Origin of the sequence: Sphingomonas sp. Leaf357, from assembly GCF_001423845.1 — a bacterium.
Classification (GTDB): domain Bacteria; phylum Pseudomonadota; class Alphaproteobacteria; order Sphingomonadales; family Sphingomonadaceae; genus Sphingomonas.
The window spans coordinates 1,474,680-1,501,643 of sequence record NZ_LMPM01000001.1; the positions used below are offsets into that span (position 1 = coordinate 1,474,680).

At 65.9% G+C, this 26,964-nt stretch carries 24 protein-coding genes and 2 pseudogenes; 7 read left to right on the forward strand and 19 right to left on the reverse strand.

Annotation, left to right across the window (positions count from 1 at the left end):
- Positions 1–144: 144 nt before the first annotated feature.
- The 4 genes from ASG11_RS06850 to ASG11_RS06865 all read right to left on the reverse strand — a co-directional run bounded on the left by ASG11_RS06850 (position 145) and on the right by ASG11_RS06865 (position 6,137).
- The gene (locus ASG11_RS06850; protein ID WP_443024442.1) at positions 145–891 is read right to left on the reverse strand and encodes a DsbA family protein; all 747 of its coding nucleotides are present in this window, start codon (positions 889–891) and stop codon (positions 145–147) included.
- Positions 888–2,252, reverse strand: coding sequence for a M48 family metalloprotease (locus tag ASG11_RS06855; protein ID WP_055780448.1), 1,365 nt, complete (start codon positions 2,250–2,252; stop codon positions 888–890). The genes ASG11_RS06850 and ASG11_RS06855 overlap by 4 nt, the downstream gene beginning before the upstream one ends.
- A 290-nt stretch (positions 2,253–2,542) precedes the next feature.
- Positions 2,543–3,190, reverse strand: a complete 648-nt coding sequence (locus ASG11_RS18340; RefSeq protein ID WP_236697409.1) for a hypothetical protein — start codon at positions 3,188–3,190, stop codon at positions 2,543–2,545.
- Positions 3,191–3,389: 199 nt separating this feature from the next.
- Complete coding sequence (locus ASG11_RS06865; RefSeq protein ID WP_236697410.1) at positions 3,390–6,137, reverse strand: Rne/Rng family ribonuclease; 2,748 nt, start codon at positions 6,135–6,137, stop codon at positions 3,390–3,392.
- Positions 6,138–6,634: 497 nt separating this feature from the next.
- Here ASG11_RS06865 and ASG11_RS06870 point away from each other — a divergent pair, with 497 nt between their 5' ends.
- Positions 6,635–7,714 carry an N-acetylmuramoyl-L-alanine amidase family protein gene (locus tag ASG11_RS06870; RefSeq protein WP_055776908.1) on the forward strand — a complete coding sequence of 360 codons (1,080 nt, stop codon included), beginning with the start codon at positions 6,635–6,637 and terminating at the stop codon, positions 7,712–7,714.
- A gap of 130 nt (positions 7,715–7,844) precedes the next feature.
- Here ASG11_RS06870 and ASG11_RS06875 read toward each other — a convergent pair whose 3' ends face one another.
- The 4 genes from ASG11_RS06875 to ASG11_RS06890 form a co-directional block, all read right to left on the reverse strand.
- Positions 7,845–8,933 carry a cell wall hydrolase gene (locus ASG11_RS06875; RefSeq protein ID WP_055776910.1) on the reverse strand — a complete coding sequence of 363 codons (1,089 nt, stop codon included), beginning with the start codon at positions 8,931–8,933 and terminating at the stop codon, positions 7,845–7,847.
- Between the two features lie 252 nt (positions 8,934–9,185).
- Entirely contained in the window at positions 9,186–9,380 is a 195-nt protein-coding gene (locus ASG11_RS06880; protein ID WP_082472795.1) for a hypothetical protein, read from the reverse strand.
- 2 nt (positions 9,381–9,382) lie between these two features.
- Positions 9,383–10,525 carry a tRNA guanosine(34) transglycosylase Tgt gene (gene tgt, locus ASG11_RS06885; RefSeq protein WP_055776916.1) on the reverse strand — a complete coding sequence of 381 codons (1,143 nt, stop codon included), beginning with the start codon at positions 10,523–10,525 and terminating at the stop codon, positions 9,383–9,385.
- 5 nt (positions 10,526–10,530) lie between these two features.
- Positions 10,531–11,031: a hypothetical protein gene (locus tag ASG11_RS06890; RefSeq protein ID WP_055776920.1), complete on the reverse strand. Its 501-nt coding sequence runs from the start codon at positions 11,029–11,031 to the stop codon at positions 10,531–10,533.
- Between the two features lie 136 nt (positions 11,032–11,167).
- Between ASG11_RS06890 and ASG11_RS06895 the strand changes: the two genes are divergently transcribed.
- Positions 11,168–12,211, forward strand: a complete 1,044-nt coding sequence (locus ASG11_RS06895) for a GGDEF domain-containing protein (protein ID WP_055776922.1) — start codon at positions 11,168–11,170, stop codon at positions 12,209–12,211.
- A 264-nt stretch (positions 12,212–12,475) separates the two neighbouring features.
- Positions 12,476–13,237, forward strand: a complete 762-nt coding sequence (locus tag ASG11_RS06900) for an FkbM family methyltransferase (protein ID WP_168371709.1) — start codon at positions 12,476–12,478, stop codon at positions 13,235–13,237.
- 632 nt (positions 13,238–13,869) lie between these two features.
- Here ASG11_RS06900 and ASG11_RS06910 read toward each other — a convergent pair.
- Complete coding sequence (locus ASG11_RS06910) at positions 13,870–14,067, reverse strand: hypothetical protein (protein WP_055780450.1); 198 nt, start codon at positions 14,065–14,067, stop codon at positions 13,870–13,872.
- A 227-nt stretch (positions 14,068–14,294) separates the two neighbouring features.
- Here ASG11_RS06910 and ASG11_RS06915 point away from each other — a divergent pair, with 227 nt between their 5' ends.
- Positions 14,295–15,821 (forward strand): hypothetical protein, encoded by a 1,527-nt coding sequence (locus ASG11_RS06915; RefSeq protein ID WP_055776931.1) that lies wholly within the window; start codon positions 14,295–14,297, stop codon positions 15,819–15,821.
- Here ASG11_RS06915 and ASG11_RS06920 read toward each other — a convergent pair.
- The 9 genes and pseudogenes from ASG11_RS06920 to ASG11_RS06950 all read right to left on the reverse strand — a co-directional run bounded on the left by ASG11_RS06920 (position 15,818) and on the right by ASG11_RS06950 (position 22,347).
- Positions 15,818–16,687, reverse strand: coding sequence for a hypothetical protein (locus tag ASG11_RS06920; protein ID WP_055776934.1), 870 nt, complete (start codon positions 16,685–16,687; stop codon positions 15,818–15,820). The genes ASG11_RS06915 and ASG11_RS06920 overlap by 4 nt on opposite strands.
- A gap of 186 nt (positions 16,688–16,873) precedes the next feature.
- The gene (locus ASG11_RS06925) at positions 16,874–17,530 is read right to left on the reverse strand and encodes a PEPxxWA-CTERM sorting domain-containing protein (protein WP_055776937.1); all 657 of its coding nucleotides are present in this window, start codon (positions 17,528–17,530) and stop codon (positions 16,874–16,876) included.
- Between the two features lie 136 nt (positions 17,531–17,666).
- Positions 17,667–17,861 (reverse strand): annotated as a pseudogene (locus ASG11_RS18345) (S-adenosylmethionine:tRNA ribosyltransferase-isomerase); the annotation flags it as partial.
- Between the two features lie 408 nt (positions 17,862–18,269).
- Positions 18,270–18,377, reverse strand: a pseudogene (locus ASG11_RS18350) (PEPxxWA-CTERM sorting domain-containing protein); the annotation flags it as partial.
- A gap of 150 nt (positions 18,378–18,527) precedes the next feature.
- On the reverse strand, positions 18,528–19,565 hold the full coding sequence (gene queA, locus ASG11_RS06930) for a tRNA preQ1(34) S-adenosylmethionine ribosyltransferase-isomerase QueA (RefSeq protein WP_055776940.1): 1,038 nt from the start codon (positions 19,563–19,565) through the stop codon (positions 18,528–18,530).
- A gap of 31 nt (positions 19,566–19,596) precedes the next feature.
- Complete coding sequence (locus ASG11_RS06935; RefSeq protein ID WP_443024478.1) at positions 19,597–20,331, reverse strand: peptidylprolyl isomerase; 735 nt, start codon at positions 20,329–20,331, stop codon at positions 19,597–19,599.
- 255 nt (positions 20,332–20,586) lie between these two features.
- Positions 20,587–21,093, reverse strand: coding sequence for a pantetheine-phosphate adenylyltransferase (coaD, locus tag ASG11_RS06940; protein WP_055776945.1), 507 nt, complete (start codon positions 21,091–21,093; stop codon positions 20,587–20,589).
- A gap of 109 nt (positions 21,094–21,202) precedes the next feature.
- Positions 21,203–22,102 carry a polyprenyl synthetase family protein gene (locus tag ASG11_RS06945; protein ID WP_082472641.1) on the reverse strand — a complete coding sequence of 300 codons (900 nt, stop codon included), beginning with the start codon at positions 22,100–22,102 and terminating at the stop codon, positions 21,203–21,205.
- Between the two features lie 5 nt (positions 22,103–22,107).
- A complete protein-coding gene (locus ASG11_RS06950; RefSeq protein WP_055780456.1) occupies positions 22,108–22,347 on the reverse strand; it encodes an exodeoxyribonuclease VII small subunit in 240 nt (79 codons plus the stop codon).
- Between the two features lie 102 nt (positions 22,348–22,449).
- Here ASG11_RS06950 and ASG11_RS06955 point away from each other — a divergent pair, with 102 nt between their 5' ends.
- From ASG11_RS06955 to ASG11_RS06965, 3 genes are all read left to right on the forward strand, one after another.
- Positions 22,450–23,808 (forward strand): NAD-dependent succinate-semialdehyde dehydrogenase, encoded by a 1,359-nt coding sequence (locus ASG11_RS06955; protein ID WP_055776949.1) that lies wholly within the window; start codon positions 22,450–22,452, stop codon positions 23,806–23,808.
- A 50-nt stretch (positions 23,809–23,858) separates the two neighbouring features.
- A complete protein-coding gene (locus ASG11_RS06960) occupies positions 23,859–24,182 on the forward strand; it encodes a hypothetical protein (RefSeq protein WP_055776952.1) in 324 nt (107 codons plus the stop codon).
- A 157-nt stretch (positions 24,183–24,339) separates the two neighbouring features.
- Complete coding sequence (locus ASG11_RS06965) at positions 24,340–25,107, forward strand: PAS domain S-box protein (RefSeq protein ID WP_055776954.1); 768 nt, start codon at positions 24,340–24,342, stop codon at positions 25,105–25,107.
- On the opposite strand, the gene ASG11_RS06970 is transcribed toward ASG11_RS06965, so the two are convergent.
- Positions 25,067–26,689: an AMP-binding protein gene (locus ASG11_RS06970; RefSeq protein ID WP_236697499.1), complete on the reverse strand. Its 1,623-nt coding sequence runs from the start codon at positions 26,687–26,689 to the stop codon at positions 25,067–25,069. The genes ASG11_RS06965 and ASG11_RS06970 overlap by 41 nt on opposite strands.
- Positions 26,690–26,964: the final 275 nt, after the last annotated feature.

Below are 26,964 nucleotides of genomic sequence, written 5' to 3' on the forward strand. Positions count from 1 at the left end.
GGGGGCGAAGTGGGCGGTACAACCACAGGCTCCGTCATCCTGAACTTGTTTCAGGATCCAGGCGTGTTCAGTCGATCCATCCACGTCGTCTATTCGGCAGATGACCGCGCATGGATGCTGAACCGAGTTCAGCATGACGACGTCTCAACTCCGCTCCCGCGCCTCGCGCACGGCTTTTTCCAGTTCCTCCAGCGGCAGGGCGGCCGAGACGACCTTGTCGCCGATCACCCAGCTCGGCGTGCCGGTCATGCCGAGTTGCTGCGCTACCGCGGTGTTGGTGGCGATCTCGGTTTCGGCGCGCGGGGCCATGGCGGCGGCCTTGGCCATATCCACGCCTGCCGCTTTCGCGGCCGCGGCCAGCGTCGCCTCGCTCACCGGGCCGGCGGCGTAGAGCGCGTCGTGGAACGCCTTGAACTTGCCCTGGTCCGCCGCCGCGAGGCTGAGCTTCGCCGCCGCCGCGCTTTCCGGCGCGAGGATCGGAAATTCGCGGAACACCACGCGCACCTTGGGATCGCGGCGGATCAACTCGGCGATCGTCGGCAGGCTCGACCGGCAGAAGCCGCAATTGTAATCGAAATATTCGACCAGCGTGACGTCGCCGTCCGGGTTGCCGGCCCAGGCATCGCCGAACGGCTCGAGGATCGCCTTGCGGTTGGCAGCGATCAGCTTGGCCGCGTCGCGCCGTTTTAGCCGGTCCATCGCCTCGGGAATGATCTCCGGGTGCGCCAGCACATAGTCGCGCACGACGCCTTCGACGCGCGCCTGATCGACCCCCGACAGCGACCCCGGCGCAGCACGCTCCGCCACCCACATGCCGCCCGCGCCGAGCAGCAGCGCAACCACCGTCACGCCGGCCAGCGCCAGCGGGCTCTTCGTCAGCTGCTCGATCACCGGCGTTTCTGCTTCGGGTTGTCGTCCAGGTCGTTCTGCGCGGTCATCGCGATGTCCTGTGCGCGGATCCAGTCCGAGGAATTGGGCGTGAGGCCGGCCAGCGCGCCGCGCGCGGTGTAGGCGGCGAGGCGCGAATTGCCGTTCTGGCTCGCCTGTTCGGCCGTTGCCAGCATCGCGCGGGCGGTGTCGCCGGTGCGTTCGTAGACGGTACCGAGCTGATACCAGGCGAACGGGTTCTGATCGTCGCGCTGCACCGCCTGGCGCAGAATCGTGATCGCCTCGGGATAATTCTTCTTGTCGTCGGTCGCGATCAGCGCGTGGCCGAACGTGGTGGCGATCAGCGGCGCGTTGTTCGACCGCGCCGTCGCCTCCCGCAACGGCACCAGAGCCTCGGCCGGCTTACCCGCCTCGAGCAGGATCTGGCCCTGGATCTCGAGGAAATAGGGGTCGTGCGGATCGGCCTTGATGAGCGCCGCCGCCTCGGCATCGGCCTTGTCGGGATAGCCGGATTTGTGGAACGCGTATGCGCGGGCGTAATGCGCGTAGACGCTCTGATCGCTTTCGGGGAAGACGTTGAGCGTGATCTTCGGATCGGCGACATAACCGCGCAGCTTCGCCTTCACGCGCTTGAAGCGCTCCTCCAGTGCGGGATCGAGCTTGGCGTTCCACGATGCGCCGTTCATCAGATCGTTCTTGAGATTCTCGATCCGCTGGCCGCTCAAGGGATGGCTCTGCGCAAACGGATCGATATTCTTCAGGCCGTAGGCATATTCCTCGTTCTGCAGCTTGCGGAAGAAGGAGAGCATGCCGCGCCCGCTGACGCCCGAGGTGTTGAGATATTTGGCGCCCGCGGCGTCCGCCGTCGCCTCCTGCACGCGGGTGAAGGCGAGGAACTTGCCCTGCGCGGCGGCCTGGCCCATGCCCATGATCGCCATGCCGGCATCGCCCGCACCGGCGACCGCGGCGGCCAGACCGACGACCATGCTGAGGATCGAGATGCCGAGCGCCGGGCGCGCGCCGTTATCCTGCAGCACGACGTGTCCGTCGGCGATATGGCCGAGCTCGTGCGCGATCACGCCCTGCACCTCGTTGGCATTATCCGCCGCCTGGATCAGGCCCGAATGGACGTACACCGTCTGCCCGCCGGCGACGAAGGCGTTGATCGAATCGTCGTTGATCAGCACGACCTTGACGTTCGCCGGCGAGAGACCGGCGGCGACGATTAACGGCCGCGACATGTTCGCGAACATCGCCTCGGTCTCGGCATCGCGCAGGATGGATTGCGCGACGGCCGGCTGCGCCCAGAGCAGGAGGGAGGCCGCGAGACCCGCGACCCATTTGGTATGTCCTGCGCGTTTCATGCTGCTCATATCGGGGAGTTTCGGTGCGGAGGCAATCGCATCGCGCGCCGGTTTTGGCGATAGGGGGCTGAATGCCGGGTGAAGGGGATGGCCCCGCGAATGTTGAATATGTTGAAGCGCTGGCGGGGTTTTCAAACCCGATGCACTCGAAACGTGACCGCGACGCGACACCTGGGCGACACCCGGGGTACAGTGTCGATACGCGGGCGTGGAAAATAGAAGACTGGAGTGATGTCAAAGAGTGGAGATAGATTTTCACCTCCGGTCCAACATTACAAGTAAGCTTAAATCTAATCTGTCTTGACGGGGGCGGTGACGAAATCCGCGGGATTTGGTCTTTTAAGAGGTTTGCCAATCAAGAGAGACGAGACCGCATCAAGGCGATCTCCCACCCATTCGCGCATAAAGTCGCGGTCCTCTTCGGACATGATTTCAGGCCCAAGGCGATCGGCCATGTCGTCCAAAACCAGGCACGTTCCCTCCAACGTGCTGCTGACAGCAACCAAGCGCCGTGCGAGCGAATTGCTGCCCTGATCGTCCAATTCGTAAATCGGGAAACGATTTATCTCATTGATAATGCCCCTTAGTATCAAAGACGCGCCTTTAAGATTTATTGCCTGAGGCAGAAAATGTGCCGAGGTGCGATGGAAACTTTCTAGTCCTTCATATCCATTCGCCAGCAGTCTATTACCGGCGCTGCGCAATTGACGTTTGCGCTGCCAATGCGGTGCAAAAGCTGTGAAGTAGGTCAGCCCCAACGCAAGGGTCGCGCCGACAAACTGTGCCCATCCTGCAAGTTTGTCATGAGCTTCTAACCACGGGACTATTTCAGTCATTTGCTCACCGAATCCATTTATTAAGTCGCTGTCAATTTTACGCTTTGCCTGTTCGCTGTGTAGCCCAAACAGCCCGACGTAGCAGAAAGCTTCTATTCCCACACCGTAATCCCAGCGCAGGCTGGGATTTCTTGGGCGAGCTGCTGGCCTATTGCCTAAGATCCCAGCCTGCGCTGGGATGACGTCGGGGGTGTCGATAGTTGCCGCTTTCTGCTCCGCTACCTTTCAGGTAGGGGAGCAGAACGAAGAAAAGGCCCCCTCCCGGTATGGGAGAGGGCCTTTTCTTTAACCGCTCAGCGGATCACGCGCCGAAGGTGCGTTGCCACCAGCCGCGGCGGGGGCTGCCGGCTTCGCCGGGGTCGGCGTCGATCTCGCGCTCGCCCGATGGCGCCGTGGCCGGCCCGCCGGCGGCGTCGTCGACCGGAGCCGCGCCGTCCAGGCCATCGGCCGGGAGCGGGATGGCGGGGGCTTCGGCTTCCGCCGCGACATCCGCCTTCTTGGCGCGGGGCTTGCGCTTGGGCTTGGGGGCGGGCTCTTCCGAGACCGGCACGTCCATCATCGCCGGGCTTTCGACCGCTGGCTCTTCGGTCGGGGCGACATCGGCGGTGGCGGCCTTGCGACGACCGCGCTTCGGCTTGGCCGGGGCTTCGACCTCGGTCTCGGCGACCGGTGCCTCGACCACGGGGGCTTCGGCCTTGGCGGCCTTTACCGGTGCAGCCTCGGCGTCGCGCGCGCGGGGACGGCGGCGGCCCTTCTTGGGGGCTTCCGCTTCGGCCTCGGCCTCGGGCACCGGTTCGGCGACGACGAGGATGTCGTCCTGCGGCTCGGCCAGACGCACGGTCTCCCCTTCGGACTGGCCTTCGCGCGAACGCTCGCCCTCGCTGCGGCGACCGCCACGACGACCGCGACGGCCACGACGACGACGGCTTTCGCCTTCCTCGTCACCGGCGACCGGCTGCTCGCCGGCGAACTCGGCGGACGCTTCGGCGGCGACGTCGTTCTCGACCTCGGTATCGTCGGACGAAGCGGCTTCGTCCTCCGAACCCTCGGCACGGTTTTCCTCGCCTTCGGGACGGTTGCGACCGCGCCGACCGCGACGGCGGCGGCGCTTGCGCCCGCCCTCATCGTCGGCCGACCGCTCGGCGCGTTCGCCACGCTCGCGCGGCTCGCGCGCCTGGCGGGGGGCCTCGTCCTCCTCGTCCTCGATCTCTTCGATCTCGTCCTCGATCTCCTCGGGATAGTCTTCCTCGACTTCCTGGATCGGGGCGGCGAAGCGCGGGGCGTGGGCCGGCGGCGGGCCGGACACCTCGACCGACATGCGCGCGCCTTCCTGCTCGCCGTCGGGCGTGACCTCGACCGTCACGCCGTAGCGATCCTCGATCTCGGCGAGATCGGCGCGCTTGCGGTTGAGCAGGTAGAAGGCGGCCTCGACGCTGGCGTGCAGCGTCAGGACCGAGCCGCGGCCCTGCGCAGCCTCTTCCTCGATCAGCCGCAGCGCGCCGACGCCGGCCGACGATGCGGTGCGCACCAGCCCGGTGCCCTCGCAGTGCGGGCAGGCACGGGTCGAGGCCTCGAGCACGCCGGTGCGCAGGCGCTGGCGGCTCATCTCCATCAGGCCGAACGACGAGATGCGACCGACCTGGATGCGCGCGCGATCGTTCTTCAGCGCTTCCTTCATCGCCTTCTCGACCTTGCGGACGTTCGAGCCGTTATCCATGTCGATGAAGTCGATCACGACGAGGCCGGCCATGTCGCGCAGCCGCAGCTGACGGGCGATCTCTTGCGTCGCTTCGAGGTTGGTGGCGGTGGCGGTCTGTTCGATCGAATGTTCGCGCGTGCTGCGGCCGGAGTTGATGTCGATCGACACCAAAGCCTCGGTCGGGTTGATGACCAGATAACCGCCCGATTTCAGCTGCACCACCGGGTGGTACATCGCGCCCAACTGATCCTCGACATGCGCGCGCTGGAATAGCGGCACGGCGTCGGAATAATGCTTCACCTTGCGCGCATGGCTCGGCATCAGCAGCTTCATGAATTCCCGGGCCTGACGATAGCCGTCCTCGCCCTCGACGATCACCTCGTCGATATCCTTATTGTAGATGTCGCGGATCGCACGCTTCAGCAGATCGCTGTCGCCATAGACCAGAGCGGGCGCGGAGGAGGCGAGGGTGGTCTCGCGGATCCCGTCCCACAGACGCGCCAGATAATCGAAGTCGCGCTTGATTTCCTGCCGCGTGCGCTGCAGCCCGGCGGTGCGCACGATGCACCCCATCGACGGCGGCAGCTGCATGTCGGCCATGATCGACTTCAGCCGCTTGCGATCGCCAGCGTTCGAAATCTTCCGGCTGATCCCGCCGCCATGCGACGTGTTCGGCATCAGCACGCAATAGCGGCCGGCGAGGCTGAGATACGTCGTCAGCGCCGCGCCCTTGTTGCCGCGCTCTTCCTTGACGACCTGGACCAGCAGCACCTGACGGCGGCGGATCACGTCCTGGATCTTGTAGCGGTGGCGCAGGTTGCTGCGACGCTCGCGCAGATCGTCGACCGCGGCATCGGCGGCGCTGCGCTTGCGACGGCGCGGGCGTTCCTGGCCGGATTCCTCCGCGGCGACTTCGGCGTCTACGCCGCCGTCATCCTCGAAACGCTCGACCGAATCCTCGTCGATGTCATCGCCGTGATCTTCCTCAGCGTGGCCCTCTTCATCGTGAAGCTCGTCCTCATCATCCTCATGCTCGGCGCGGAGCGCCGCCTCTTCGGCGGCATGCTCGGCCTCTTCGCGCAACAGGGCGTCGCGATCTTCCTTTGGGATCTGGTAATAATCGGGGTGGATCTCGCTGAAGGCGAGGAAGCCGTGGCGATTGCCGCCGTAATCGACGAACGCCGCCTGGAGCGACGGCTCCACGCGGGTGACCTTGGCGAGATAGATATTGCCCTTGAGCTGCTTGTGCTCCGAGGATTCGAAATCAAATTCCTCGATACGGGTTCCGTTGACGACCGCCACACGGGTCTCTTCCCGGTGGCGCGCGTCGATCAGCATACGCATTGTCATGTAATATTCTCCGGGCGCGCGGTCCGGACCCGGTGAAGGGCCGCCGCGCGCGATTGTGATTCGGCGGTGCCTGGGGCGGTATGCCGCCCCGATGCGTGCCGGTTTCTGAAGGTTTCGAGATGGACGAATTTGCCTCTGCCCGCATGGCATGCCCCGGCATCTGGCCCTGGGCACCTGCCGCGTCCGCGCTCCCGCCGGCAAAAGCCGGGCGGAGCGGAGGGCAGGGGAAATGCATCATGCGAACGTCAACCTGGATGTGCCGCGTACCGGGGATTCCGGTGCGGCCATGAGAACCGGTAAACCTGAATCAGTTTTTCCGGTGCAATATCCTGACTAGCACCGCCGGATACAGACGGCAACCGACACATTTTCGCCCGCGCACGGGCAATATAATGATCAACGGCCTGTTAACCATGTCACCTTTAGCATGGCCCGGACAAGCGAGCGTGGCCGGCCCCGGCATCGCCCGCGCAACTCGTACCGGGACTGGCCCGCCGATGGTTTTTGACTGGACCGCGCCTGTTCCGGCACGGCAATACATCAGGGTGTCGCTGATACTCGCCTTGTTGGCCTGCTGGTTCGCCGGCACCCCCGCCTTGGCGACGATGGTCGATGGCGTCGACGTGACGCGCGACCGGGTGGTGGTGCGGTTCGATCAGCGGCTGGCGGATGCCACTGCGCTGGTGGTGGTTGAGCCGAACCGTTTTGCACGCGAGGTCATGGGCGCGAATCCGTCGGCGATCGGCGCGTCGGGCGCGAGGCGCCCCGAATTGACGCTCGACCTCAGCACGCTCGGGGCGGCACCGCGCAGATACGAAGTGTCGCGCAAGGTGCCCAAGGCGATCCGGACGCTGGCGCTGCCGCGAGTCTATGGCGATGACGACAGCCGCCCGCTGGTGGTGATCGATGCCGGACATGGCGGAATGGACCCGGGCGCGATCTCACAGGCCGATGGCCTGCGCGAGAAGGACGTAACGCTGCGCATCGCCCGCGCGATCCGGGACGAACTGCTGAAGTCGGGCCGCGTGCGCGTCGCGCTGACGCGGGAGGACGATCGCTTCCTAGTTCTGCAGGAGCGCTACGGCATTGCGCGACGCTTGAAGGCGAGCCTGTTCATCTCGATCCATTGCGACAGCGTCGGATCGGGGCTGGCCAGCGGCGCGTCGGTCTACACCCTGTCGGAGGTCGCATCGGACAAGGAATCGGCCAAGCTGGCGGCACGCGAGAACAAGGCGGACATCATCGCCGGGCTCGATCTCGGCGGCGCGCCGGCCGACATCTCCTCGATCCTGATCGACCTGACGCAGCGCGAGACGATGAACGCCTCGGCCAATTTCGCCCGTCTGCTCGGGCGCGAGGCGCAGCCGCTGATCCCGCTGAAGCCGAACTTCCACCGCATGGCCTCGCTTATCGTGCTGAAGGCACCGGACATGCCCTCGATCCTGTTCGAGACCGGCTATATCTCCAACCCCAGCGACGCAGCGTTCATCGACTCGGCCGAAGGGCGCAAGCGCATCGCGGAGAGCGTGCGGCGCGCGGTGGAGGTGCATTTCGCGCGGCGGCTGGCGGCGAATTGATCGTCGTCATCCTGAACTTGTTTCCGGATCCAGGCGCGGTCGGGAGTGCCAGTGACCGTGTCCGTTTGGCGGATGAACGCGCCTGGATGCTGAAACGAGTTCAGCATGACGAGGACGCGAAGCGCGCGGTTTACCGCAGCGGCTTGCCCGAATCCTTCCACCGGTCGAGGATCTGCGAATCGTCGGTTCTGCCCGACTTCGCCGCCACGGCCGCGACCGGCTTGCTGTAGCCCGCCACCGGCGTTCCGCTCTGTGCGTAGGCCGGCTGGATCGCCGCTACCGCGGTCGTCGGGGGCGAGGTTTGCGGAGCCTTGGCCGAGGCCGCGATCGTCGTGGGAGCCGTCGCCACCGTGGCTATCGTTTCCGGCGCGATCGATTCGGGCATCAGCGTGCGCGGGTGCGGGCCCGGCACGGGCTCGCCGCCGCGATAGACCTGTCTGAAGGCTTGCGGCGTGCCCCAATAGCCCTGCCAGCGATGAAAGAAATGCGCGCCGATCGCGGCCGTCATCACCAGGCTGCGGTTCCAGCCCGGCGTCACGGCATAGGTGTGGTAATGCGTCGCCTCACCGACCGATGCGAGCACCGATCCGTACAGCGCCGCCGCCGCGATGCGCATCGCGCGGGTCCACGACGCCCGGGCCGGCGGCCGCGCCATCGCGCCATCGCAGGCGAAGGAGAATTGGCACCCGCTGGCGCGCTCCGACCCCTGATAGACCACGCCGCACACCGTGGCCGGAAAGGCCGGATGGCGCACGCGGTTGAGGATCACCTGCGCCACCGCGCGCTGCCCGTCGTCCGGTTCGCTCCCGGCCTCGTAATAGATCGCGGCGGTCAGGCATTCGAGCGCGCGCCCGCGGTCGACCGCGCTGGCGAGACGTGTCGAGAAAGGCTGGGCCGGGGTGACGGTCCTGTCCGGCGTGAGCACCGCCGCCTCGGGCGGGATCGGCAGATCGGGCAGGCTGGCCGTCCCGGTCGCGCCCGCCGCCGGGGCGGCATGGTCGTCGGCGGCGTAGAGATCGGCGGCACCGGGAAAATGATCCTCCGCTTCGTAGCCGGTGGCGTGGATCGCCGGCACTATGGCCGGCGCGTCCTGCGCGGTGATCGCGCGCAGGGTGGCGTGCGCCGACATCCCCGCGCCGACCAGGGCGATGAGCGCGGCCACGCCCAGCGGGGTGGGCAGGTGCTTACGGAGCCAGAGCGTGATGGATGTCGGCGTCACGCCGACGCGTGTAGCCGATCAGGCCTTAACGTGTTGCTGACGGGCGTGGGGACCCATGCACCGTCCGTCATGACAGGCTCAGCCCGAACGGGGGCGGGGTTCGCGGCCCTTGAACCGCTCCCGTCATCCCGGACTTGATCCGGGATCCCGCTGTTGCCCCGCACTCGGTAGAAGAAGCGGGATCCCCGCCGGCGCGGGGATGACGGTGGTGGGCACCGTTACGCCGTGCGCCGCCCTCACCGAACCGGCGGTTCAGTCCTTCTTGCCGCGCCCGGCGAAGATCATCGCCGCGGCCACCGCCGCCGATCCGATGCCCACGCCGAGCCCGATCGCTCCGATCGGCCAGTTCTTGCCGTCCTTCTTGACGTCCTTGGCGCCGGCGCGCTCCTTGGCGGCCTGATGGTGCTTGGCCGCGGCGACGATCTCGTTGGGTTCCTTATCGGACACGCTCACTCTCCGTTCTGCTTTGCCCCGCGATATTCCGCGCGGAACCCATTGGCAAACATACTCAACGTGCCACCGGCGATCGCGGCGCGCAGATCGGCCATCAGTGCCTGATAGAAGTACAGATTGTGCTCGGTCATCAGCATCGCGCCCAGCATCTCGCCCGATCGCACGAGATGGTGGAGATAGGCGCGCGTCCAGCCGGCGCAGACCGGGCAGGCGCAGGCCGGATCGAGCGGGCCCTGATCCTCGGCGAACTTCGCGTTGCGGATGTTGATCGGGCCGGCGCGCGTGAAGGCCTGCCCGGTGCGTCCGGAACGGGTCGGCAGCACGCAATCGAACATGTCGATGCCGCGTTCGACCGCGCCGACGATATCGTCCGGCTTGCCCACGCCCATCAGGTAGCGCGGCTTGTCCTCGGGCAATTGTCCCGGCGCGAAATCGAGGCAGCCGAACATCGCCTCCTGTCCTTCGCCGACCGCGAGGCCGCCGACCGCGTAGCCGTCGAAGCCGATCGCGGCCAACTCACCCGCGCTTTCCGCGCGCAGCCGTTCGTCGAGCGCGCCCTGCTGGATGCCGAAGATCGCCGCGTGCTCGGCATGTTCGCCGCCGCCATCGAACGCGTCGCGGCTGCGTTTCGCCCAGCGCATCGATCGCGCCATCGCGGCGGCCTGCACCTCGCGGGTCGAGGTGGTCGGCACCAGTTCGTCGAACGCCATGACGATGTCGGAACCGAGCAGGCGCTGGATCTCGATCGAGCGTTCCGGGGACAGCGTATGGCGCGTGCCGTCGAGATGGCTCTTGAACGTCACGCCATTTTCGTCGCGCTTGGTCAGGTCGCTGAGGCTCATCACCTGATAGCCGCCCGAATCGGTCAGGATCGGGCGGTCCCAGCCCATGAAATCGTGCAGCCCGCCCAATCGCGCGACTCGCTCGGCGGTGGGGCGCAGCATCAGATGATAGGTGTTGCCCAGGATGATGTCAGCGCCGCTCGCGCGCACGTCGCCGGGCTTCATCGCCTTGACGGTGGCGGCGGTGCCGACCGGCATGAAGGCGGGGGTGCGGATCGTGCCGCGGCGCATCGCGATCGCGCCGGTGCGCGCCTTGCCGTCGCGCGCGAGGATGGTGAAGTCGAACCGGGGTGGCATGGGGATCAGCGCTTCTTCTTGCCGGGAATGACGGAGGGCGCGGTGCGCAGCGTGAGCAGTTCGGCCCGAGTCACCGATCCGTTCCTGTCGACGTCGAACCGGTCGAAGAAGCGATCGAACTCGGCCTGCAATTCGGCCAAGGTGATGCGATTGTCGTCGTCGGTGTCGACCGAATAGGGGCTGGGCACGACATTGGCATCGCCCAGCCAGGTCTTCGCCCAGTCGCTATAATCGATATAGCCGATATCGGGCTTGCCCTGCGCGACGCTCGCGAAGCTGCGCTTGAGGCAGGCATGGAGTTCGTCGCGCGTGACGATCGCGTCGAAATTCGCGTCGCACGCGGCGATCAGCATCGCTGCCGGTTCGAACACGATCGTCGCGAAGGGCTGTGGTCGCATGGTCGGCGCGGGGGCCGAAGGCGTGGTGGTCGGTGCCTGCTGGGCGCCGGCCGGCGGCGCGGCGGCGAGCGCCAGAGCCAGGCAGATAAAGGGTATCGGTTTCGGCATTCGGAGCATCCCAAGTTGCACGGCCTATCCGCCAAGGCAGCGCCCGGGGCAAGGACCGTGGTGCCCGAGTGATCGTTGCGCCGCTTGTTAAGATTATGCGGTTAGTCCGGTCGCCGGAAATGCGGACGAGGCGGCGGTGTTCAAACGGAAGCGACAGGAAATCCCGGATTGCGCCGCCGTCGTCGAGGACGAGCTGGCCGTGTCCGCGATTCTGCGATTTCTGGCGGAACAGGGCTTGCGGCCCACGCCGGTCAACTACGAACTGGCCTATATCCGCGCCAACGACGGTGACAGCCTGGCCGCGCGCGCGATCGACGCGATCCTGATCGGCGGCGACACCGTTAGCCAGGCTCAGGCCGATCATATCGTCGGTGCCTATCGCGCACTCGGCGGTGGGCGGCGGGAGAGCGAGGAGGAAACGGCGGGCCATGCCGAACTCCGCCATCAGACCCGGCACCTGGCCGAGCTGACCGGTGCCGCGATGACCGCGACCGGCCAGTTCGGGCGCGATCTGAGCCAGCATCTGGATGATCTGGATCAGGATAGCCCGCCGTTCGCCGCTACCATCGCCGCGATGATCGACCGCACCGGCGAGACCGAGGCACGCCTGAGCGCGGCGATGCAACAGATCGATTCGCTCAATTCGGAACTCATGGCGGCCAAGACCGACGCCGCGCGCGACGCGCTGACCGGCTTGGCCAACCGCCGCGGCCTGCAACTCCATCTCGACGCGCTCGAACCCGGCGGCTGCACCGCGATCGCGATCTGCGACATCGATCGCTTCAAAGCGATCAACGACCGGCACGGACATCAGGTCGGCGACCGGGTGATAAGGGCGGTCGCCGAATCGATCGCCGCCAGTTGCGAACCGCACCTCGTCGCGCGCTGGGGTGGGGAGGAGTTCGTCGTGGTGATGGAAGGTGTGCCGCTCGCCACCGCCGCCGACATCGTCGTGCGCTCGAACCGGACCCTGCAGAACCGCGTCTTCCGGATCCGCGATACCGGCGAGGCGCTGGAGCCGATCACGCTTTCGGCCGGCGTGGTGATGGTAGCGGACGGCAAGGCGGAAGAGGCGATCACTGCCGCCGACGCCCTGCTATATCGCGCCAAGACGGAAGGCCGCGATCGCGTAATTTGGGCCGCGGACCCACCAGATGCTCCGGCGGCCATCGCGGCTTGAGCAGAACATTGCCAGGCTTTGCGATGTGGTGCAGATTTGCGTGAAACATTTATCGGGCGGGAAAGATCGATGGGAATAGTTCGAGGTCTGGCAACCAAGATATCATCGACGCCGCCCATTCGTAGTGTCGGTTCATTGTACCGGCAGTATCTGCGGTCACGAAGAAATCCCGACGATTTCGAACGTATAGCCTTCAGCAAATCCGTGGGGTTTTTCGCCGTCGGGGAACGGTCCGCGCTTGCTACGTTGCGCAATGGATTGTCGGTGCGCGTCAATACCGACGATCATGTCGGCCGCGTTCTCTACGCGATGGGCGATTTCCAGCCCCGCATTAGCTCGGTTATCCGCGCGTTGCTCGATCCCGGCGATACCGTGATCGATATCGGGGCCAATGTCGGCTGGTTCGTTGCCACGGCGGCTCCGCTCGTCGGGGAACATGGACGGGTGATCGCGTTCGAACCGCAACCGAATATCGCCGCGATGTTGCGCGAAACCATCGCCATCAATCGGCTGAGCCAGGTCACGCTCAACGAGTTCGCCTTGTCGAACGAAGACAGTCAGATGACCTTGCACATTCTGTCGGGCAATTCGGGCGCGGCACGCCTGGCCGAGCCGACCGGCGATGGCGACTGGCATGCGGTCTCGGTACCGGTCAAGAACGCGCTGACAGTCCTGACGGACCTGGCCATTCCGCACATCCGGATGGTGAAGATCGATGTCGAAGGTCATGAAGGCGCGGTGCTGGAAGCGTGCGAGCCGTATCTGAGCGCTCATCCGGCCGATATCGTGATCTTCGAATCCAACGCGCATGGCGAACCGCCCTTCTTCGAGCGGACCTCGGTGATGGCGCTAGAACGAATGGGCTATCGCTTCTTCCAACTGGCCAGAGACAAATCGAACTTCGTGGAAGTGCCGTCGGATGGCCAAGGCGCGGAATACGAGAACGATTTCCTGGCGATCCATTCCGGTGTGAATTTCGCATCGGACATCGCACGGCTCGGCGCAAAGGCGCGAAGCGTTAAGTGATCGCCATGGCACTGCGGAGGTCGGGCGCGCGTGACCTTCATGGGACGAAGGAAATTGCAGATCGGGTTGGCACCTGGCTTTCCGCCGATGCTATCGGAGTAGCAGTGTCTTAGCTCTGACCGACGGACGATGTGACGGTGGCCGGGATCGTCTCGGCCCGATCCTCGGGCAGTGACTGTCGGGACCATGTTCTGGCGTTTTCGGATAGGCGCGCCGTCTCCCGCCGGATCTCGCCGATAACGCGGAATATTGCGACAGCGATCGCGATCGACACGAGCAAGGATATGATCTGGGCCATAGATAGTGTCGCTCCGCGGTCTCTTGCCGAAACGCATCCGCTCGACATGGCTGTCAAGCGACTGGCGTTCGTTTCAACGAGCGAACCGGCGATCTGCTTTCTCGTTCCACGCGGTCGTGGAAAAGCGTCCGGACGAACATTGTGGCCGGGCAATTGCAGCCCGCGTCCTGACTGTCTGCAGCGGCCCTTGCGTATCGGAGGATGGGGTGCCAACGCTGCCCGCGTCCCGATAGCCACCCCTCAGACCCTCGGCGGTTATCGGGGCACCTGCCCGATCCGATCGTCGACGGGCACCGCCGGCTTTGTCCGCCAGCGGTGCCCGTGACATTGAAGCTCAGTCGCGCGTGCCCCGCAGCGTGTTCAGCACCGCGATCGCGGCGACGCCGAGAAATGCGGCGCTGGTCCAGGGCCGGGCCTTGGCGAAGCTCTTGGCCTTTTCGGTGATCGGCGCATCGCCGGAAAAATGTTCGCGGAACGCATCCGACAGCGCGGTCTTGCCGTTCGAGGTCGTGGTCGTGGCGTCATCGGTCATGTCATACTCCGTCACCGCGCAGGAGGCTGCGGTCTGAGGCGATAACGCGCAAGCGCGGGGACGGTGCCATGGCGATGCTCCCGATGAAGCGGCAGCTATCCTGGCGGCGCTAACCCTATCTTCACTATCCTTATTTATCAATCCCTTCGACGCATCGAGGGTATGAAATGAAGAGCGAAGATGGTTTGTCATCGGGGTCGGAAAACCGTGCCCGCGGAGCATTCCCGATGAAGTGGACCGGCGTGATCTCCGCCGCCATCCTGCTGGCATCGTGTGGGGGATCGGGCGCCGCGCCCGCCGCCGACGTCTCGGTCGTGCCGGCGGGCACCAAGACGCCCGAACCGCAGCCCAGCCCGACGCCGAGCCCCACTCCCACGCCGACGGCCAGCGTCGCCAAGCCGCGGATCGGGGTCAGCGCAGTGCCGCAAATCTATTACGGTACCGAGCGGATCTGGGCCAATCTCGCCTACCGCTCCAGCGAGTGGATGAACGTGGTCGGCGGCTACAACACCGTCGGCAATCCCAACACCGCGGGCCGGATCTATCTGACCGCGCCGAACGCGGTCTATAGCGGTCAATCGACCAAAATCACCTGCACCTGGCAGGGCGCCGGCAAGGCCCATATCGGCGGCATGTCGCAGACGACCTACGGCGATCACACCGCGACGGTGGTGTGGGTGCCGCAGGGCGTGCCGGGCAAGCACGGCGTAATCTGGTTCGATCTGTCGCAGAGCGACGGCACGTTCCGCAATCTCGACTGTCGCGAGGCGGGGGTCGTCACCAATGGTCGGCTCGACCAGCGCTATGTCGACGACATGAAGATCTACGGCACCATCCGCTTCCTCGACTGGTCCAACGCCAACAACAATCTGCCGATCACCTGGGCGACGCGGGCGCTGCCCGGCACCGCGTACGTCACCGCGGACCAGCCGCTGGAAGACCAGATCGAGATCGCCAACGCCGCCGGTGCCGATGCATGGTTCACCGTGCCGTGGAACGCCGACGACGATTATGTCCGGCGCATGGCGACGCTGATCCGCGACACGCTGAAGGGCAAGGCCTATTTCGAGACCGGCAACGAAGTTTGGAACTGGGGTTTCCTGGTCACGACGCAGGCGTTGAACGAGGGGATCGCCGAGAACCTCAGCCTGAACAAGTGGGACAACACGATGCTGCGCTACGCCGAGAAGACGGTGGAGCAGAACAAGATCATCACCGACGTGTTCAAGGATCAGCGTGCGCGCCTGGTCCGCGTCGCGTCGTTCCAGTCCGGCAACACCCCGGGCATCGACCAGTTCATGGCCTTCCGCGACACCGCGCAATGGGTCGATGCGCTCGCCGACGCGCCGTATTTCGGGACCGAAGTTCTGAACACGGACACGCCCAATACGCTGGCGCAGGCCGCATTGTTCGCGTTGGTCGAAACCGCGCGCGTCGTGGCCATCGGCCACACCACCAATGTCGCCGCCAGCGCCAAGGCCTATGGCAAGCTGTCGATGATCTACGAAGGTGGCCAGGGTACGGTCTCGAGCGACGTCAACGCGGCGGTGAACGAGGCGATGCAGGCGAGCACTTCGATGGGCGCGGCATACGATCGCTACCTCGCCGATCTCCTGAGGGTTCACACCGGACCGCTCATGCTCTACAACGCCACCGGGACGACCTCCAAATGGGGGAGTTGGGGGCAGCATGATTATACCGGTCAGGCCTCGCCGAAGCGGCGCGCCATCATCGACGCGAACGCCAACCGCTAGAACCGGCGGTCGTTCGCTCCGATCAGGTCGCAATTCCCCCGGAACCCGTAACTCGCGGTGCCCTGGACGGTGATGCGACCGGAACGCCGGTCGATCGTAATGCGCGGCTTGTTGAGTCCGTTGAGACGATAGCTGGCGGTGATCACGTCTCGCCCGCTTCGCACGGCGTAGAGATCCCACCAGCCGTTATTGCCGCGCGAATTGATCGGCGGGATCAGCGATTTGGGCAGACGGATGCGGCCGCCGTCTCCCCATAGCTGGATCATCAGCGATGCGTCGAACAGCTCGGTCGTCGACTGGTTGTAGCGGCCATGTTCATACCGGTCGCGATCGGCGTTCCATGTCCAGGTCGTTCCGCTGGTGATACCGTTCTTCGATCCGTCGCCGAAACAGACCAGGCCAAGATCGACCGGCCGCCCGCCAACGACCGGGCCAGCGCCGGGATAGCCGGGGCGCTCGTCCGCATTCGGATAGGGCGGCCGTGAAAAGTTCGGATTCGGTTCATAGCCGGGCCGGGGGCGGCTGACGGGTCGGTCCGGCACGGTGTAATCCGGACGCGGGCGGAGATTGGCCGATTGTCGGCAGTCGGGCGGCGTGGTCGGCGTGATCGAACTGTAGCGGCCGTTCATCGTCGCGATCGTGACGCATTGGCGGCGGTCGGCATTCCACCAGTAGGCATAGCTGCGATCGTCGCCCTTTTCGCCGCGCACGTTGCGATAGCCACGCCGCTGCAACTCTCCCTCCGCCTGCCCGGCGCGCGCACCGGCCATGTCCTCGAGCCCGGTCGATTGGGCCTGGGCCGGAACCGTCCAAACGCCCGAAGCCAATCCTCCGACCAGAAAAATGCCGGCGAGTTCGAACCGCATGACCTGTCTCCCAGGAACGCGGAGCCTTTGCGGGCTGGCCGATGCCAGAACGGACCGCGTGTTTCGTCGCAGACCGTCAACGCCAGATGCCGGAATAGGTTGCCCGTTCGATCGACGTCGAAAGGGCCAGCAAGAAGCCGCCGGCCTTTCGGCCAGCGGCTTCGGTCTCCCCCCGGAGAGACGCGATCAGGCGAAGGCGACGCTCGTCTTGACCTTGCGGCTGCGCGCGGCCGCGCCGATCATGCCGAAGCCGAGGATCATCATGCCCCAGGTTGCGGGCTCGGGCACGGCAGCGGCGTTGACCACCACATTGTCGAGGACGAATTCCGCGTTGGCATTCGGCCCGGTCGCCGTGATGCGTGCCGAGGTCAGACCCGAAAACGCGTTCGACAGCTGGAACGTCGAGAAGTCGAAGCCGGTGAAGGAGAACGAGGTGCTGGCTACGACGATCGAGCCCGACAATCCTTCGACCAGGATGCCCGTGGCCGACTGGGTGCTGCCGGTCGTGATGTTGAAGTCCGCGGTGCGCGATCCGGCCTGGAACCCGTTCAGCGAGAATACGCCGCCCGCAACCGGGGCGAAGTTCAGGACCGACAAGCCGTTGGCGGCGACGATCGCTGCGCTGGTATTCTGGGCGAGAACGCCGGAATTGCAGACGAATACGGCGTTGCCCGGCGCAGAAAACGTAAAGCCGCCGCTGGTCAGGCTCGCGCCGGCATAGGCGCAGGAGCCGCTGGTCACATCGGAAAAATCGATCACCGATGCGGACGCGGGCATCGCGATCATCGCCATGCTGCCGACAATCGCGGCACCCGCCAGCAGAGTCTTCATCATCGTCTTCATTGTTCTATCCCGTTCCAAGCCACCAAGCGGCGATGCTCCGATAAGAGCAATCACCGTGCCAATCGCCGATTTGCGGTCCAGACAATGGTAAACGGCGGCGGGAGACGAAGTTATCGTAAGATTTTCTTACAGTGTTTTAACCACTTAAGCTTCTTTTCTCCAAGCCCGGGCGGCTCGCCGATGAATTCTCACGAGAGGCTCGGGGCAGCAGTGGCGACGCATCCCCATAGGAATAGCAACGGTGGCCATGCTTGATCGCATGAGCATATGCCGCCTGCATCCGCGCGCGTCCCGTCAGCGCCGAGACAAGCATAAACAGATTTAGAATCGGCCAGCAATTTACTATGAAATTCATGCGTTAGAGGCAAAGCGGAGCATGACAAAGCGCCACATGAGAAAAGCCGATGCTGTAATCGCAAACCAGATCAGTCTGCCTTGAACGCCATCAGGTAAGATAGTGCGTCCCCATCGCGACAGCATCAATATCGGCTTTTGGGCGTAAGCGGCCTGCCTGCTTTTCGATACCCGCGAAGAGCGCGGAGTGTCGCATTGTGGTGAGAAGCGGTCATTTGGTCAGAAGCTAAGAGGCGACCGACCGTTCGTCAGCAGTTAGGCGGGCATGATCGCAGAGATCATCTGCAACATGAGCGATTGCCAACTATCTCAGGCAGCCGAGCACAGCAAAAAAATGCCGCCAGCCCGAAGGCCAGCGGCTTAGTGTTCGTCTTCCAACGAACTGTTAGGCGAAAGTGACCTTGGTAGAACGACGACGCGTGCGCATTGCCGCGCCCATCATGCCGAAGCCTGCGATCATCATGCCCCAAGTTGCGGGCTCGGGGACAGCCGCGGCGGCGGGAACGATGTTAACGACTCGAACCTGTGACTCCCGCATCAGGAGTGCGAGGCAAGCGTGGAAGGCATTAAGAGCTCCGGGCGAAGGAGCAACTGACTGAAAGAGCCTTTCGTAAGCACCCACCTGCCACCCACCGGAGGGCAGTTACGGAAGGAGCAGCGAAGCGTCTCCGTAGGAGTAGAAACGGTAGCCGTTTCCGATGGCATAAGCGTAAGCCGCTTTCATCCTATCGACACCCATCAGAGCCGAGACCAGCATGAACAGGGTCGAGCGCGGTAGGTGGAAGTTGGTCATCAGGCCGTCCACGCCTTTGAAGCGATAGCCGGGCGTGATGAAGATCGCGGTGTCGTTTTCGAACGGGCAAACCAGCCCGTCGTCGCCGGTGGCGCTTTCGATCAGGCGCAGGCTGGTGGTGCCGACGGCGATCACCCGGCCGCCGGCAGCGCGCGTGGCGTTCAGGCGATCGGCGGTGGCGGCGTCGATGCGGCCCCATTCGGCATGCATCCGGTGCGCGTCGGTATCCTCGACCTTGACCGGCAGGAACGTGCCCGCGCCGACGTGCAAAGTCAGCGTCGCATGGCCGATCCCGGCGGCGTCGAGCGCGGCGATCAGCTCGGGCGTGAAGTGCAGGGCGGCGGTGGGCGCGGCGACGGCGCCTTTTTCCGCCGCGAACATCGTCTGGTAGTCCTCCGCATCCTGCGCGTCGGTCGGGCGCTTGGCGGCGATATAGGGCGGTAGCGGCATGCGGCCGGCGCGCTCCAGCAGCAGTTCGACCGGCTCGTCGCCGGCGAAGGTCAACGCGAAGCTGCCGTCCTCCGCCTTGTCCGATGCGGTGGCGGAGACGTGGTTGCCGAAATCGATCGCATCGCCGTCGCGCAACCGCCGCCCGTTGCGCACGAACGCGCGCCAGCGGCGCGGCCCCTCGCGCTTGTGCAGCGTCGCGCCGATTTTCGCATCGCCCTTGCGCCCTTCGAGCTGCGCCGGGATCACGCGGGTGTCGTTGAACACGAGCAGGTCGCCGCGCCGCAACTGGCCGGGCAGGTCGCCGACCGATAGATCGCGCGTGCTGCCGTCCGGACCGGCACCGTCGAGCACCAGCAGCCGCGCGGCATCGCGCGGCGCGGCGGGGCGCAGCGCGATCCGCTCCGGCGGCAGATCGAAATCGAACAGATCGACGTTCATCGCGGAGTCCCGCCCCGCAGGGCGGATGGCCTCACTTCTTTTTCGGCGCGAGCTTGGGCTTGATCGGCGTCTTCGAGACCGTCGCCGCACCGGCACCGGGCAGCTTCGTGGGCGCGCCCAGCGTAGGCAGCGGAGCGGCTGGCGCGGCGACATAGGCCGGGGGCGAATCCGCCGCGACATAAGCGTGCAGGATGCGCGAGGGGTTCGCCGGCGGCTCGCCGCGCTCGATCGCGTCGACATATTGCATGCCGTCGATCACGCGGCCGAACACGGTGTATTTCTTGTCGAGGCTGAGGCGCGGCTGGAAGACGATGAAGAACTGGCTGTTGGCGCTGTCTTCCTTGTCGGAGCGCGCCGCGGACACCGCGCCGCGCACGTGCGGCAGGTAATTGAACTCGGCCTTCACGTCGGGCAGCGTCGATCCGCCGGTGCCGTCGCCCTTGGGATCGCCGCCCTGCGCCATGAAGCCGTCGATCACGCGGTGGAACAGCAGGCCGTCGTAGAAATGCTGGCGGGTCAGCGTCTTGATGCGCTCGACCATGTGCGGCGCGACATCCGGGCGCAGCCAGACGATCACGCGCCCGCCGGTCGACAGATCGAGATAGAGCAGGTTTTCGGGATCGGTCGCCGAGGCCGGGGCGAGGCGCGGCGCGAAGACGGTAGGCGCCTCCACATGCTCCAGCGGCTTGGCCTTTTCAGGGGCCTTCTGTGCGATCGCGGGTCCGGCCAGCACGGTAGCGATCAGCGCGCCCGCAAGCGCAAACATCCTGGTCATCGAACGCATCATATCCCCGCGAAAATACCGGCAGTGGCGATGCGTCTAGAGCAAATCCGCCGCCCCGCCAACGTGAAGTCGCGAGGGCAGAGCGTTAAAATTCCTGTCCGCACGCGGGCTGCGCGCCACAGTCGGTCGTCGGCTATTTCGAGAATTGTCTTTGCCGTAAGAATCGTTGCCCCCGAACGGGTCCGGGATGACGAAGGGGGGGGGTGAACAAGCGCCCCTTCGAAGGGGGACCGGCCTTTAGCTGCCCTTGCGGCCGATCTCGGTCACCCGCGCGACCACCTCGTCGGACACCAGAGGCGGCACGAACTTGCGGATATCCCCGCCATACAGCGCGATTTCCTTGACCAGTTTGCTGGCGATCGGCTGCAACGCGACATCGGCCATCAGGAACACCGTCTCGACGCGCGGATTGATCTGCTGGTTCATGCCGGCCATCTGATATTCGTACTCGAAATCGGCGACCGCGCGCAGGCCGCGCACGATCACGCGCGCGCCCTGCGCCTCGGCGAAATCCATCAGCAGCGAATCGAAGCTCACCACGTCGATCTCGCCATCCACGCCCGCGACTTCACGCCGCACCGTTGCCATCCGTTCCGCAATGCTGAACATCGGCGATTTAGAGGCATTGGTGGTCACGCCGACGACCAGCCGGTCGACCAGCTTCGCGCCGCGCCGGATGATGTCCATATGGCCGAGCGTGATCGGATCGAACGTGCCGGGATAGACGCCGATGCGGGTGGTCATGTCATCCTCTCCCCAAATCCGTCACCCCGGCGCAGGCCGGGGGCGCTGGGAGGCAGGGGCCGCACCCGCCTCCTGGCGGCCCCGGCCTGCGCCGGAGTGACGATATCGTTCAATGATCCCGCGCCGTCACGTAGCGTGCGATGTCGCGCAGCAGATCGGCTTCCGGTCCATAGCCCCCCAGATGCGCGATCGCCTGATCGACCAGCATGCGGGCCTGTTCGCGCGCGCGGTCGAGGCCGAGCAGCGACAGGAACGTCTCCTTGCCGGCATTCTCGTCCTTGCGCAGCGCCTTGCCGGCCAGTTCCTCATTGCCCTCGACGTCGAGGATGTCGTCGGCGATCTGGAACGCCAGGCCGAGATCGCGGGCATAGCCGCGCAGGTGGCGACGGCCCTCGATCGGCAGGCGGCCGAGGATCGCCCCGGCCTCGACCGCGGCGGCGATCAGCGCGCCGGTCTTCATCGCCTGCAGTTTGGTGACGGTCGGCAGGTCGAAGCTCGATTTCTCGGCCTGCAGGTCCATCATCTGCCCGCCGGCCATGCCGCTCGGCCCCGATGCGCGCGAGAGATCGGCGAGCAGTTCGACGCGCACGTACGGGTCGGCATGGGTCAGCGGATCTGCCAGCACCTCGAACGCCAGCGCGTGCAGGCAATCGCCGGCCAGGATCGCGGTCGCCTCGTCGAACGCCTTGTGCGTGCTGGGCTTGCCGTGGCGCATGTCGTCATCGTCCATCGCCGGCAGATCGTCGTGGATCAGCGAATAGACGTGGATGCATTCCAGCGCGAGGCCGGCGCGACCGGCGCAATTGCGGTCCACCGCGAACAGTTGCGCGGTGGCGGCGACCAGCATCGGGCGCAGGCGCTTGCCGCCGCCGATCGCGGCATGGCGCATCGCGCGGTACAGATCGGCGCGGGGATCATCCGGCACGGTCAGCAACGTATCGAAACGGCGGTCGATGTCCGCCGCGACCTCGGCGAGCGCCGCCTGCAGGGCCGGGGAGGGAGCAGCCATCTCGCTCAGCCCGCCACGAACGGCTGGGTGCCGGCGGCGCGGCCTTCGGCGTCGGTGCGGATCGCCTCGATTCGCGCCTGCGCCGCGTCGAGCCGTTCCTTGCAGCGCAGGCGCAGCCGATCGCCGCGCTCGTACAGGGCAATCGCGCCGTCCAGCGGTTCGTCGCCGGATTCGAGGCGGCTGACGATTTGTTCGAGTTCGCGCAGCGCGGCCTCGAACGACAGGTCTTCGACGGGAGTTTCCATGGTGAGCGCTATGGCCTGTGGGGGCGAGGGGGGTCAAGGATACGTCGCGGCCGATTTGCGTTAAGTCGCCGACCCCGAAGACGACCGCGCATAGGAATTGCCATGTTCACCAGCATCAACCCCGCCACCGGCACTGCCGGCGAGAGCTTCGCCGAGCTGACCGCGGCCGAAATCGAAACCCGCGTCGCGCGGGCGGCCGACGCCTTTAGGGCGTGGCGCGCGACCGATTACGAGACGCGCACGCAGCTGCTCTCCGCCATCGCCGACCAGTTCGACGCCAACCGTCAGCGTCTCGCCGAGATCGCGGTGCGCGAGATGGGCAAGACGCTGAAATCCGCGCTCGCCGAGGTCGAGAAATGCGCGGTCGGTTTCCGCCATTACGCGCAGGAAGGGCCGGGGATGCTGGCCTCGCGCGAGTTCGCCACCTCGGGCGGCAAGGCGACCGCGCGCTGGCTGCCGATGGGGCCGGTGCTGGCGGTGATGCCGTGGAACTTCCCATACTGGCAGGTGGTGCGCTTCCTCGCGCCGACGATCATGGCCGGCAATGTCGGTCTGCTGAAACATGCCAGCAGCGTGCAGGGCGTCGCGGCGGCGATCGAGGAGATGGTGATCGCCGCCGGCGCGCCGGCGGGCGTGTTCCAGAATCTCGCGATCAAGAGCGACAAGGTCGACGCGCTGATCGCCGACGACCGCATCGTCGCCGTCACGCTGACCGGCAGCGAGGGCGCGGGCATGAAGGTCGCCGAGGCGGCGGGCCGCGCGCTCAAGAAGGTCGTGCTGGAACTCGGCGGCTCCGATCCGTTCATCGTCATGCCCTCGGCCGATTTGGATCTGGCGGCGAAGACGGCGGTGACGGCGCGGATCCAGAATACCGGGCAATCGTGCATCTGCGCCAAGCGCATGATCGTCCATGCCGACGTCTACGACGCGTTCCTCGAGAGATTCGCCGCCGGCATGCGGGCGGTGAAGGCCGGCGATCCGATGGATGCGGCGACCGACATGGGCCCGCTGTCGAGCGAGGAGCAGCGCCAGACCGTGCTCGATCAGATCGCGATGATCGAGAAGGAGGGCGGGAAGCTGCTGTTCGGCGGCGAGGCGCTGCCGGGCAAGGGCGCATATATGTCGGCGGGCATCCTGGTCGACGTGCCGGTCGATCATGCGGTGGCGCAGGAGGAACTGTTCGGCCCCGTCGCGATGCTGTTCAAGGCGAACGATATCGATGCGGCGATCGCGCTCGCCAACGACGTGCCGTTCGGGTTGGGTTCCTCGGTCTGGACCGACGATCCGGCCGAACGCGAACGCTTCGAACGCGAGATCGAGGCCGGGATGACGGCGGTGAACCAGATGCTCGCCAGCAGCCCGGAGGCGCCGTTCGGTGGCGTCAAGCGCTCTGGCCATGGTCGCGAACTCGGGCCCTACGGGCTGCATGAATTCATGAACCTGAAGACCGTCGTCGGCTGAGCGCCCAGATGGTTACGCAACGTTAACGACGTTGCGGCTACCAGTCTGGTATGGAGCCCAATCTCGACGATCAGGCGTTGGTGGCTGCCGCGCATGCGGAACAGGCGCGGATGCAGGCGGCGCTGGCGGAATTGCAACCCGGCGGCACCGTGCGGATCAGCCGCGACCAGTTCGTCCGGCTGGCCGGGTTGATCGACAAGCTCGCCGCCCGCAATGGTCGCGAGGTCGGCGAGGATTTCAACGCGCCGGTCGATGGCATGCGCTTCTGGGTGCCGCTGCCCGAATTCGAACGCACCCGCGCCGAACTCGATGATCTGCGCGCGCAGCATGACGGCATCAGCCTCGATCCGCTCCTGGTCCGAAACCTCTACTGACGGCGCGATGCTCGCCGTGGCCGCGTATGGCATGCTGCTGTTTCAGCTCACCGCGTTTCGGGATGATCGCGTGATCGCGACGAGATAGCTCGCCTCACATCCACGGCCCCCAAGCCTTTGCATCCGCGGTTCGGGGCTTTAAACGGAAGGCTGGGGGATGTCGGGGCGGGCATCGAGGAGCCGGATCATCACGCAATCGAGCGACATCGGCCACGTCCTGCTTGGCCAGCGAGGCGAGATGCTCGGGCTCGACTCGGGGTTCTGCGCGATCATGCGCGCGGCCGCGGAAACGATGATCGGCCGTGGTGTCCTGGAGGTAACGGTGCCGGACGATCGCCCGGCCTGCCTTGCCGGCATGAGCCGGTTGCGGCGGACCGGCCAGCCGTTCAGCGTCCGCAAGCGCATGCAGCGCGGCGACGGATCGGTCGTGTGGGTCGAACAGAGCACCACGCGGGTCGAGTTTCCCGATGCCGCGCCGACGATCGTCGCGACGTTCCGGCCGATCGCCTCTCCGGCCGACGAGGTCGAGCCCGCCGCTTTGCTCGCTCAGGCGCGCTTCCTGTGCGACGCCCGTGCCGCACGGGAGGACGTGTTCGGACCAATTCTGTTCGTCAACCCGGCCTGGGCTCTGCTGCTCAGGGCCTATATCGCCGAGGCGGAGGGCCGTACCCTCGATATCGTGGCCATGGCACGAGCTGCGCGGATCGCGCCGGCCGCCGCGTTGCGCTGGGGCCGGGCGCTGGCGTCTGAGGGGATGTTCGATCTGGAGTCGGGCGGCGATGGCGTGGCGACCGCGCCGGTCTATCGCCTCACCGCCGATGCGCACGGGCGGCTCGAACGCTATCTGTCGCACCGCCTGGCCAGGCTGGCCGGCGTCTGCGCGATCAGCCCTCAGACGCCGGCCCTGCCGTCACTTCAGCGATAAGATCCTTGCGGCTAAGCTTGCCGATCATCGTCTTGGGCATGTTGAGGCGGATCACCACCTCGTCCACGCGCTCGTGCCGGCCCAGCTGCGGGTTGAGCCAGTCGCGTACCTCCTCGCCGGTCGCGGCGCTGCCGTCGTTCAGCGTCACATAGGCGCGGGGCTGTTCGCCGCGATAGGCATCGGGCAGGCCGATCACCATCGCTTCCTTCACCGCCGGATGATGGTGCAGGATCGCCTCGATCTGGCTCGGAAAGACCTTGAAGCCGCTGACCGCGATCATGTCCTTCAGGCGATCGACGATGCGCACGAAGCCGTCCGCGTCGATCGTGCCGACATCGCCCGTGCGCAGCCAGCCGTCCCCATGCGCATCGCGCACGAACACCTCGTCGTCGGCATCCGGCCGGCCCCAATAGCCCTGCATGATCTGCGGGCCCTTGATCACCAGTTCGCCCGGCTCGCCGTTCGGCGCGGGCCGGGTCGGATCGGCCTTGTCGACCAGCCGGATCTCGGTCGCGGGCAGCGGCTGGCCGATCGTCCCGGCCTTGCCGTCCACCTCGTACGGATTGGCCGAGACGACGCCCGAGCTTTCCGAAAGTCCGTAGCCCTCGACCACGGTCGCGCCGGTGACGCGCTCGAACTTCGCCTTCAACTCCGCCGACAGCGGCGCGCCGCCCGAAATGCAGACGCGCAGACTGCCGAAATCGGTGCTCGCCGCCTTCGGATGGTCGAGCAGCGCCTGATACATGGTCGGCACGCCGGGCAGGGCGGTCGCCTTGGTCCGGTGCAACGCGGCCAGCACCTGCCCGGCGTCGAAGCGCGGCAGCATCACGATGCACCCGCCGTTCAGCACGGTGCGGTTGAGCACGCAGGTGTTGGCGAAGACGTGGAACAGCGGCAGCACGCCCAGGATGCGATCCTCCTCGCCGGCATGCGGATCGATGGCCATCACCTGCCGGGCATTGGCGGTCAGGTTCTGGTGGCTGAGCATCGCGCCCTTTGGCACGCCGGTGGTGCCGCCGGTATATTGGATCAGCGCGATCGTCGCTTCGGGATCGATCTTCGCGCGGGCGTGCCTGCCGTCATTGGCGATCAGTTTCGAGAAGGCGATGATGCGCGGATCGTCCGGTCGCTCGGCGGTCTCCTTGCGCTTGAACAGGCGGTAGAGCAGCGACTTGGTCGGCGGCAGCACGCCCGCGACCGATCCGACGATCAGGCGCTCCAGCCCGCTTTTCTCCAGCACCTTCAGCGCGGTCGGCAGCACCGCCTTGGCCGAGACGGTGAACAGCAACTTCGTGCCCGAATCCGCCACCTGATGCGCCAGCTCGTCGACCGTGTAGAGCGGCGAGAAGTTCACCACCGTCGCGCCGAGCTTCAGGATGCCGTAATAGGCCGCGAGGTAATGCGGCACATTGGGCAGGAACAGGCCGATCCGGTCGCCCGGCCCATAGCCCAACGCCGCCAGCCCGGCCGCGACGCGGTTCGCACCGTCAAGCGTCTCGGCGTAGCTGTAGTGGCGGCCGAGGAAATTGATCAGCGGGGCGGTGCCGGCGCGGGCTGCGGCGGTGTCGAACATCTCGACCATCGACAGCGGGGGAAATTCGGTCCGCCACGGCGTGGGGTGGCGATAGGCTTCCGTCCACGCGGAGACGGGATCGAGGGCGGCGGTTCCGGCGGGATCGGGGGTCGGGTCGGTCATTTACATTCGTGTAAGCAGGCGGCCCCGCGCTCGCAAGCTGGATGGGTATCGGCGCCAGGCGGATTCTCCCCCCGTTCGTCCTGAGCCTGAAGGACGTGTTCCAACGCGGCCGCGTATTTGGGGCAGGTGCTTCGACAGGCTCGGCACGAACGGATAGTGGG

Excerpts from the sequence above, each read along its gene's own strand:
- ASG11_RS06855 (WP_055780448.1), bottom strand. The coding sequence starts at position 2,252 with ATGAAACGCGCAGGACATACCAAATGGGTCGCGGGTCTCGCGGCCTCC.
- ASG11_RS06865 (WP_236697410.1), bottom strand. The coding sequence starts at position 6,137 with ATGACAATGCGTATGCTGATCGACGCGCGCCACCGGGAAGAGACCCGT.
- ASG11_RS06870 (WP_055776908.1), top strand. The coding sequence starts at position 6,635 with ATGGTTTTTGACTGGACCGCGCCTGTTCCGGCACGGCAATACATCAGG.
- tgt (WP_055776916.1), bottom strand. The coding sequence starts at position 10,525 with ATGCCACCCCGGTTCGACTTCACCATCCTCGCGCGCGACGGCAAGGCG.
- ASG11_RS06890 (WP_055776920.1), bottom strand. The coding sequence starts at position 11,031 with ATGCCGAAACCGATACCCTTTATCTGCCTGGCTCTGGCGCTCGCCGCC.
- ASG11_RS06910 (WP_055780450.1), bottom strand. The coding sequence starts at position 14,067 with ATGACCGATGACGCCACGACCACGACCTCGAACGGCAAGACCGCGCTG.
- ASG11_RS06915 (WP_055776931.1), top strand. The coding sequence starts at position 14,295 with ATGAAGTGGACCGGCGTGATCTCCGCCGCCATCCTGCTGGCATCGTGT.
- ASG11_RS06920 (WP_055776934.1), bottom strand. The coding sequence starts at position 16,687 with ATGCGGTTCGAACTCGCCGGCATTTTTCTGGTCGGAGGATTGGCTTCG.
- ASG11_RS06925 (WP_055776937.1), bottom strand. The coding sequence starts at position 17,530 with ATGAAGACGATGATGAAGACTCTGCTGGCGGGTGCCGCGATTGTCGGC.
- queA (WP_055776940.1), bottom strand. The coding sequence starts at position 19,565 with ATGAACGTCGATCTGTTCGATTTCGATCTGCCGCCGGAGCGGATCGCG.
- ASG11_RS06935 (WP_443024478.1), bottom strand. The coding sequence starts at position 20,331 with ATGTTTGCGCTTGCGGGCGCGCTGATCGCTACCGTGCTGGCCGGACCC.
- coaD (WP_055776945.1), bottom strand. The coding sequence starts at position 21,093 with ATGACCACCCGCATCGGCGTCTATCCCGGCACGTTCGATCCGATCACG.
- ASG11_RS06945 (WP_082472641.1), bottom strand. The coding sequence starts at position 22,102 with ATGGCTGCTCCCTCCCCGGCCCTGCAGGCGGCGCTCGCCGAGGTCGCG.
- ASG11_RS06950 (WP_055780456.1), bottom strand. The coding sequence starts at position 22,347 with ATGGAAACTCCCGTCGAAGACCTGTCGTTCGAGGCCGCGCTGCGCGAA.
- ASG11_RS06955 (WP_055776949.1), top strand. The coding sequence starts at position 22,450 with ATGTTCACCAGCATCAACCCCGCCACCGGCACTGCCGGCGAGAGCTTC.
- ASG11_RS06960 (WP_055776952.1), top strand. The coding sequence starts at position 23,859 with ATGGAGCCCAATCTCGACGATCAGGCGTTGGTGGCTGCCGCGCATGCG.
- ASG11_RS06965 (WP_055776954.1), top strand. The coding sequence starts at position 24,340 with ATGTCGGGGCGGGCATCGAGGAGCCGGATCATCACGCAATCGAGCGAC.
- ASG11_RS06970 (WP_236697499.1), bottom strand. The coding sequence starts at position 26,689 with ATGGTCGAGATGTTCGACACCGCCGCAGCCCGCGCCGGCACCGCCCCG.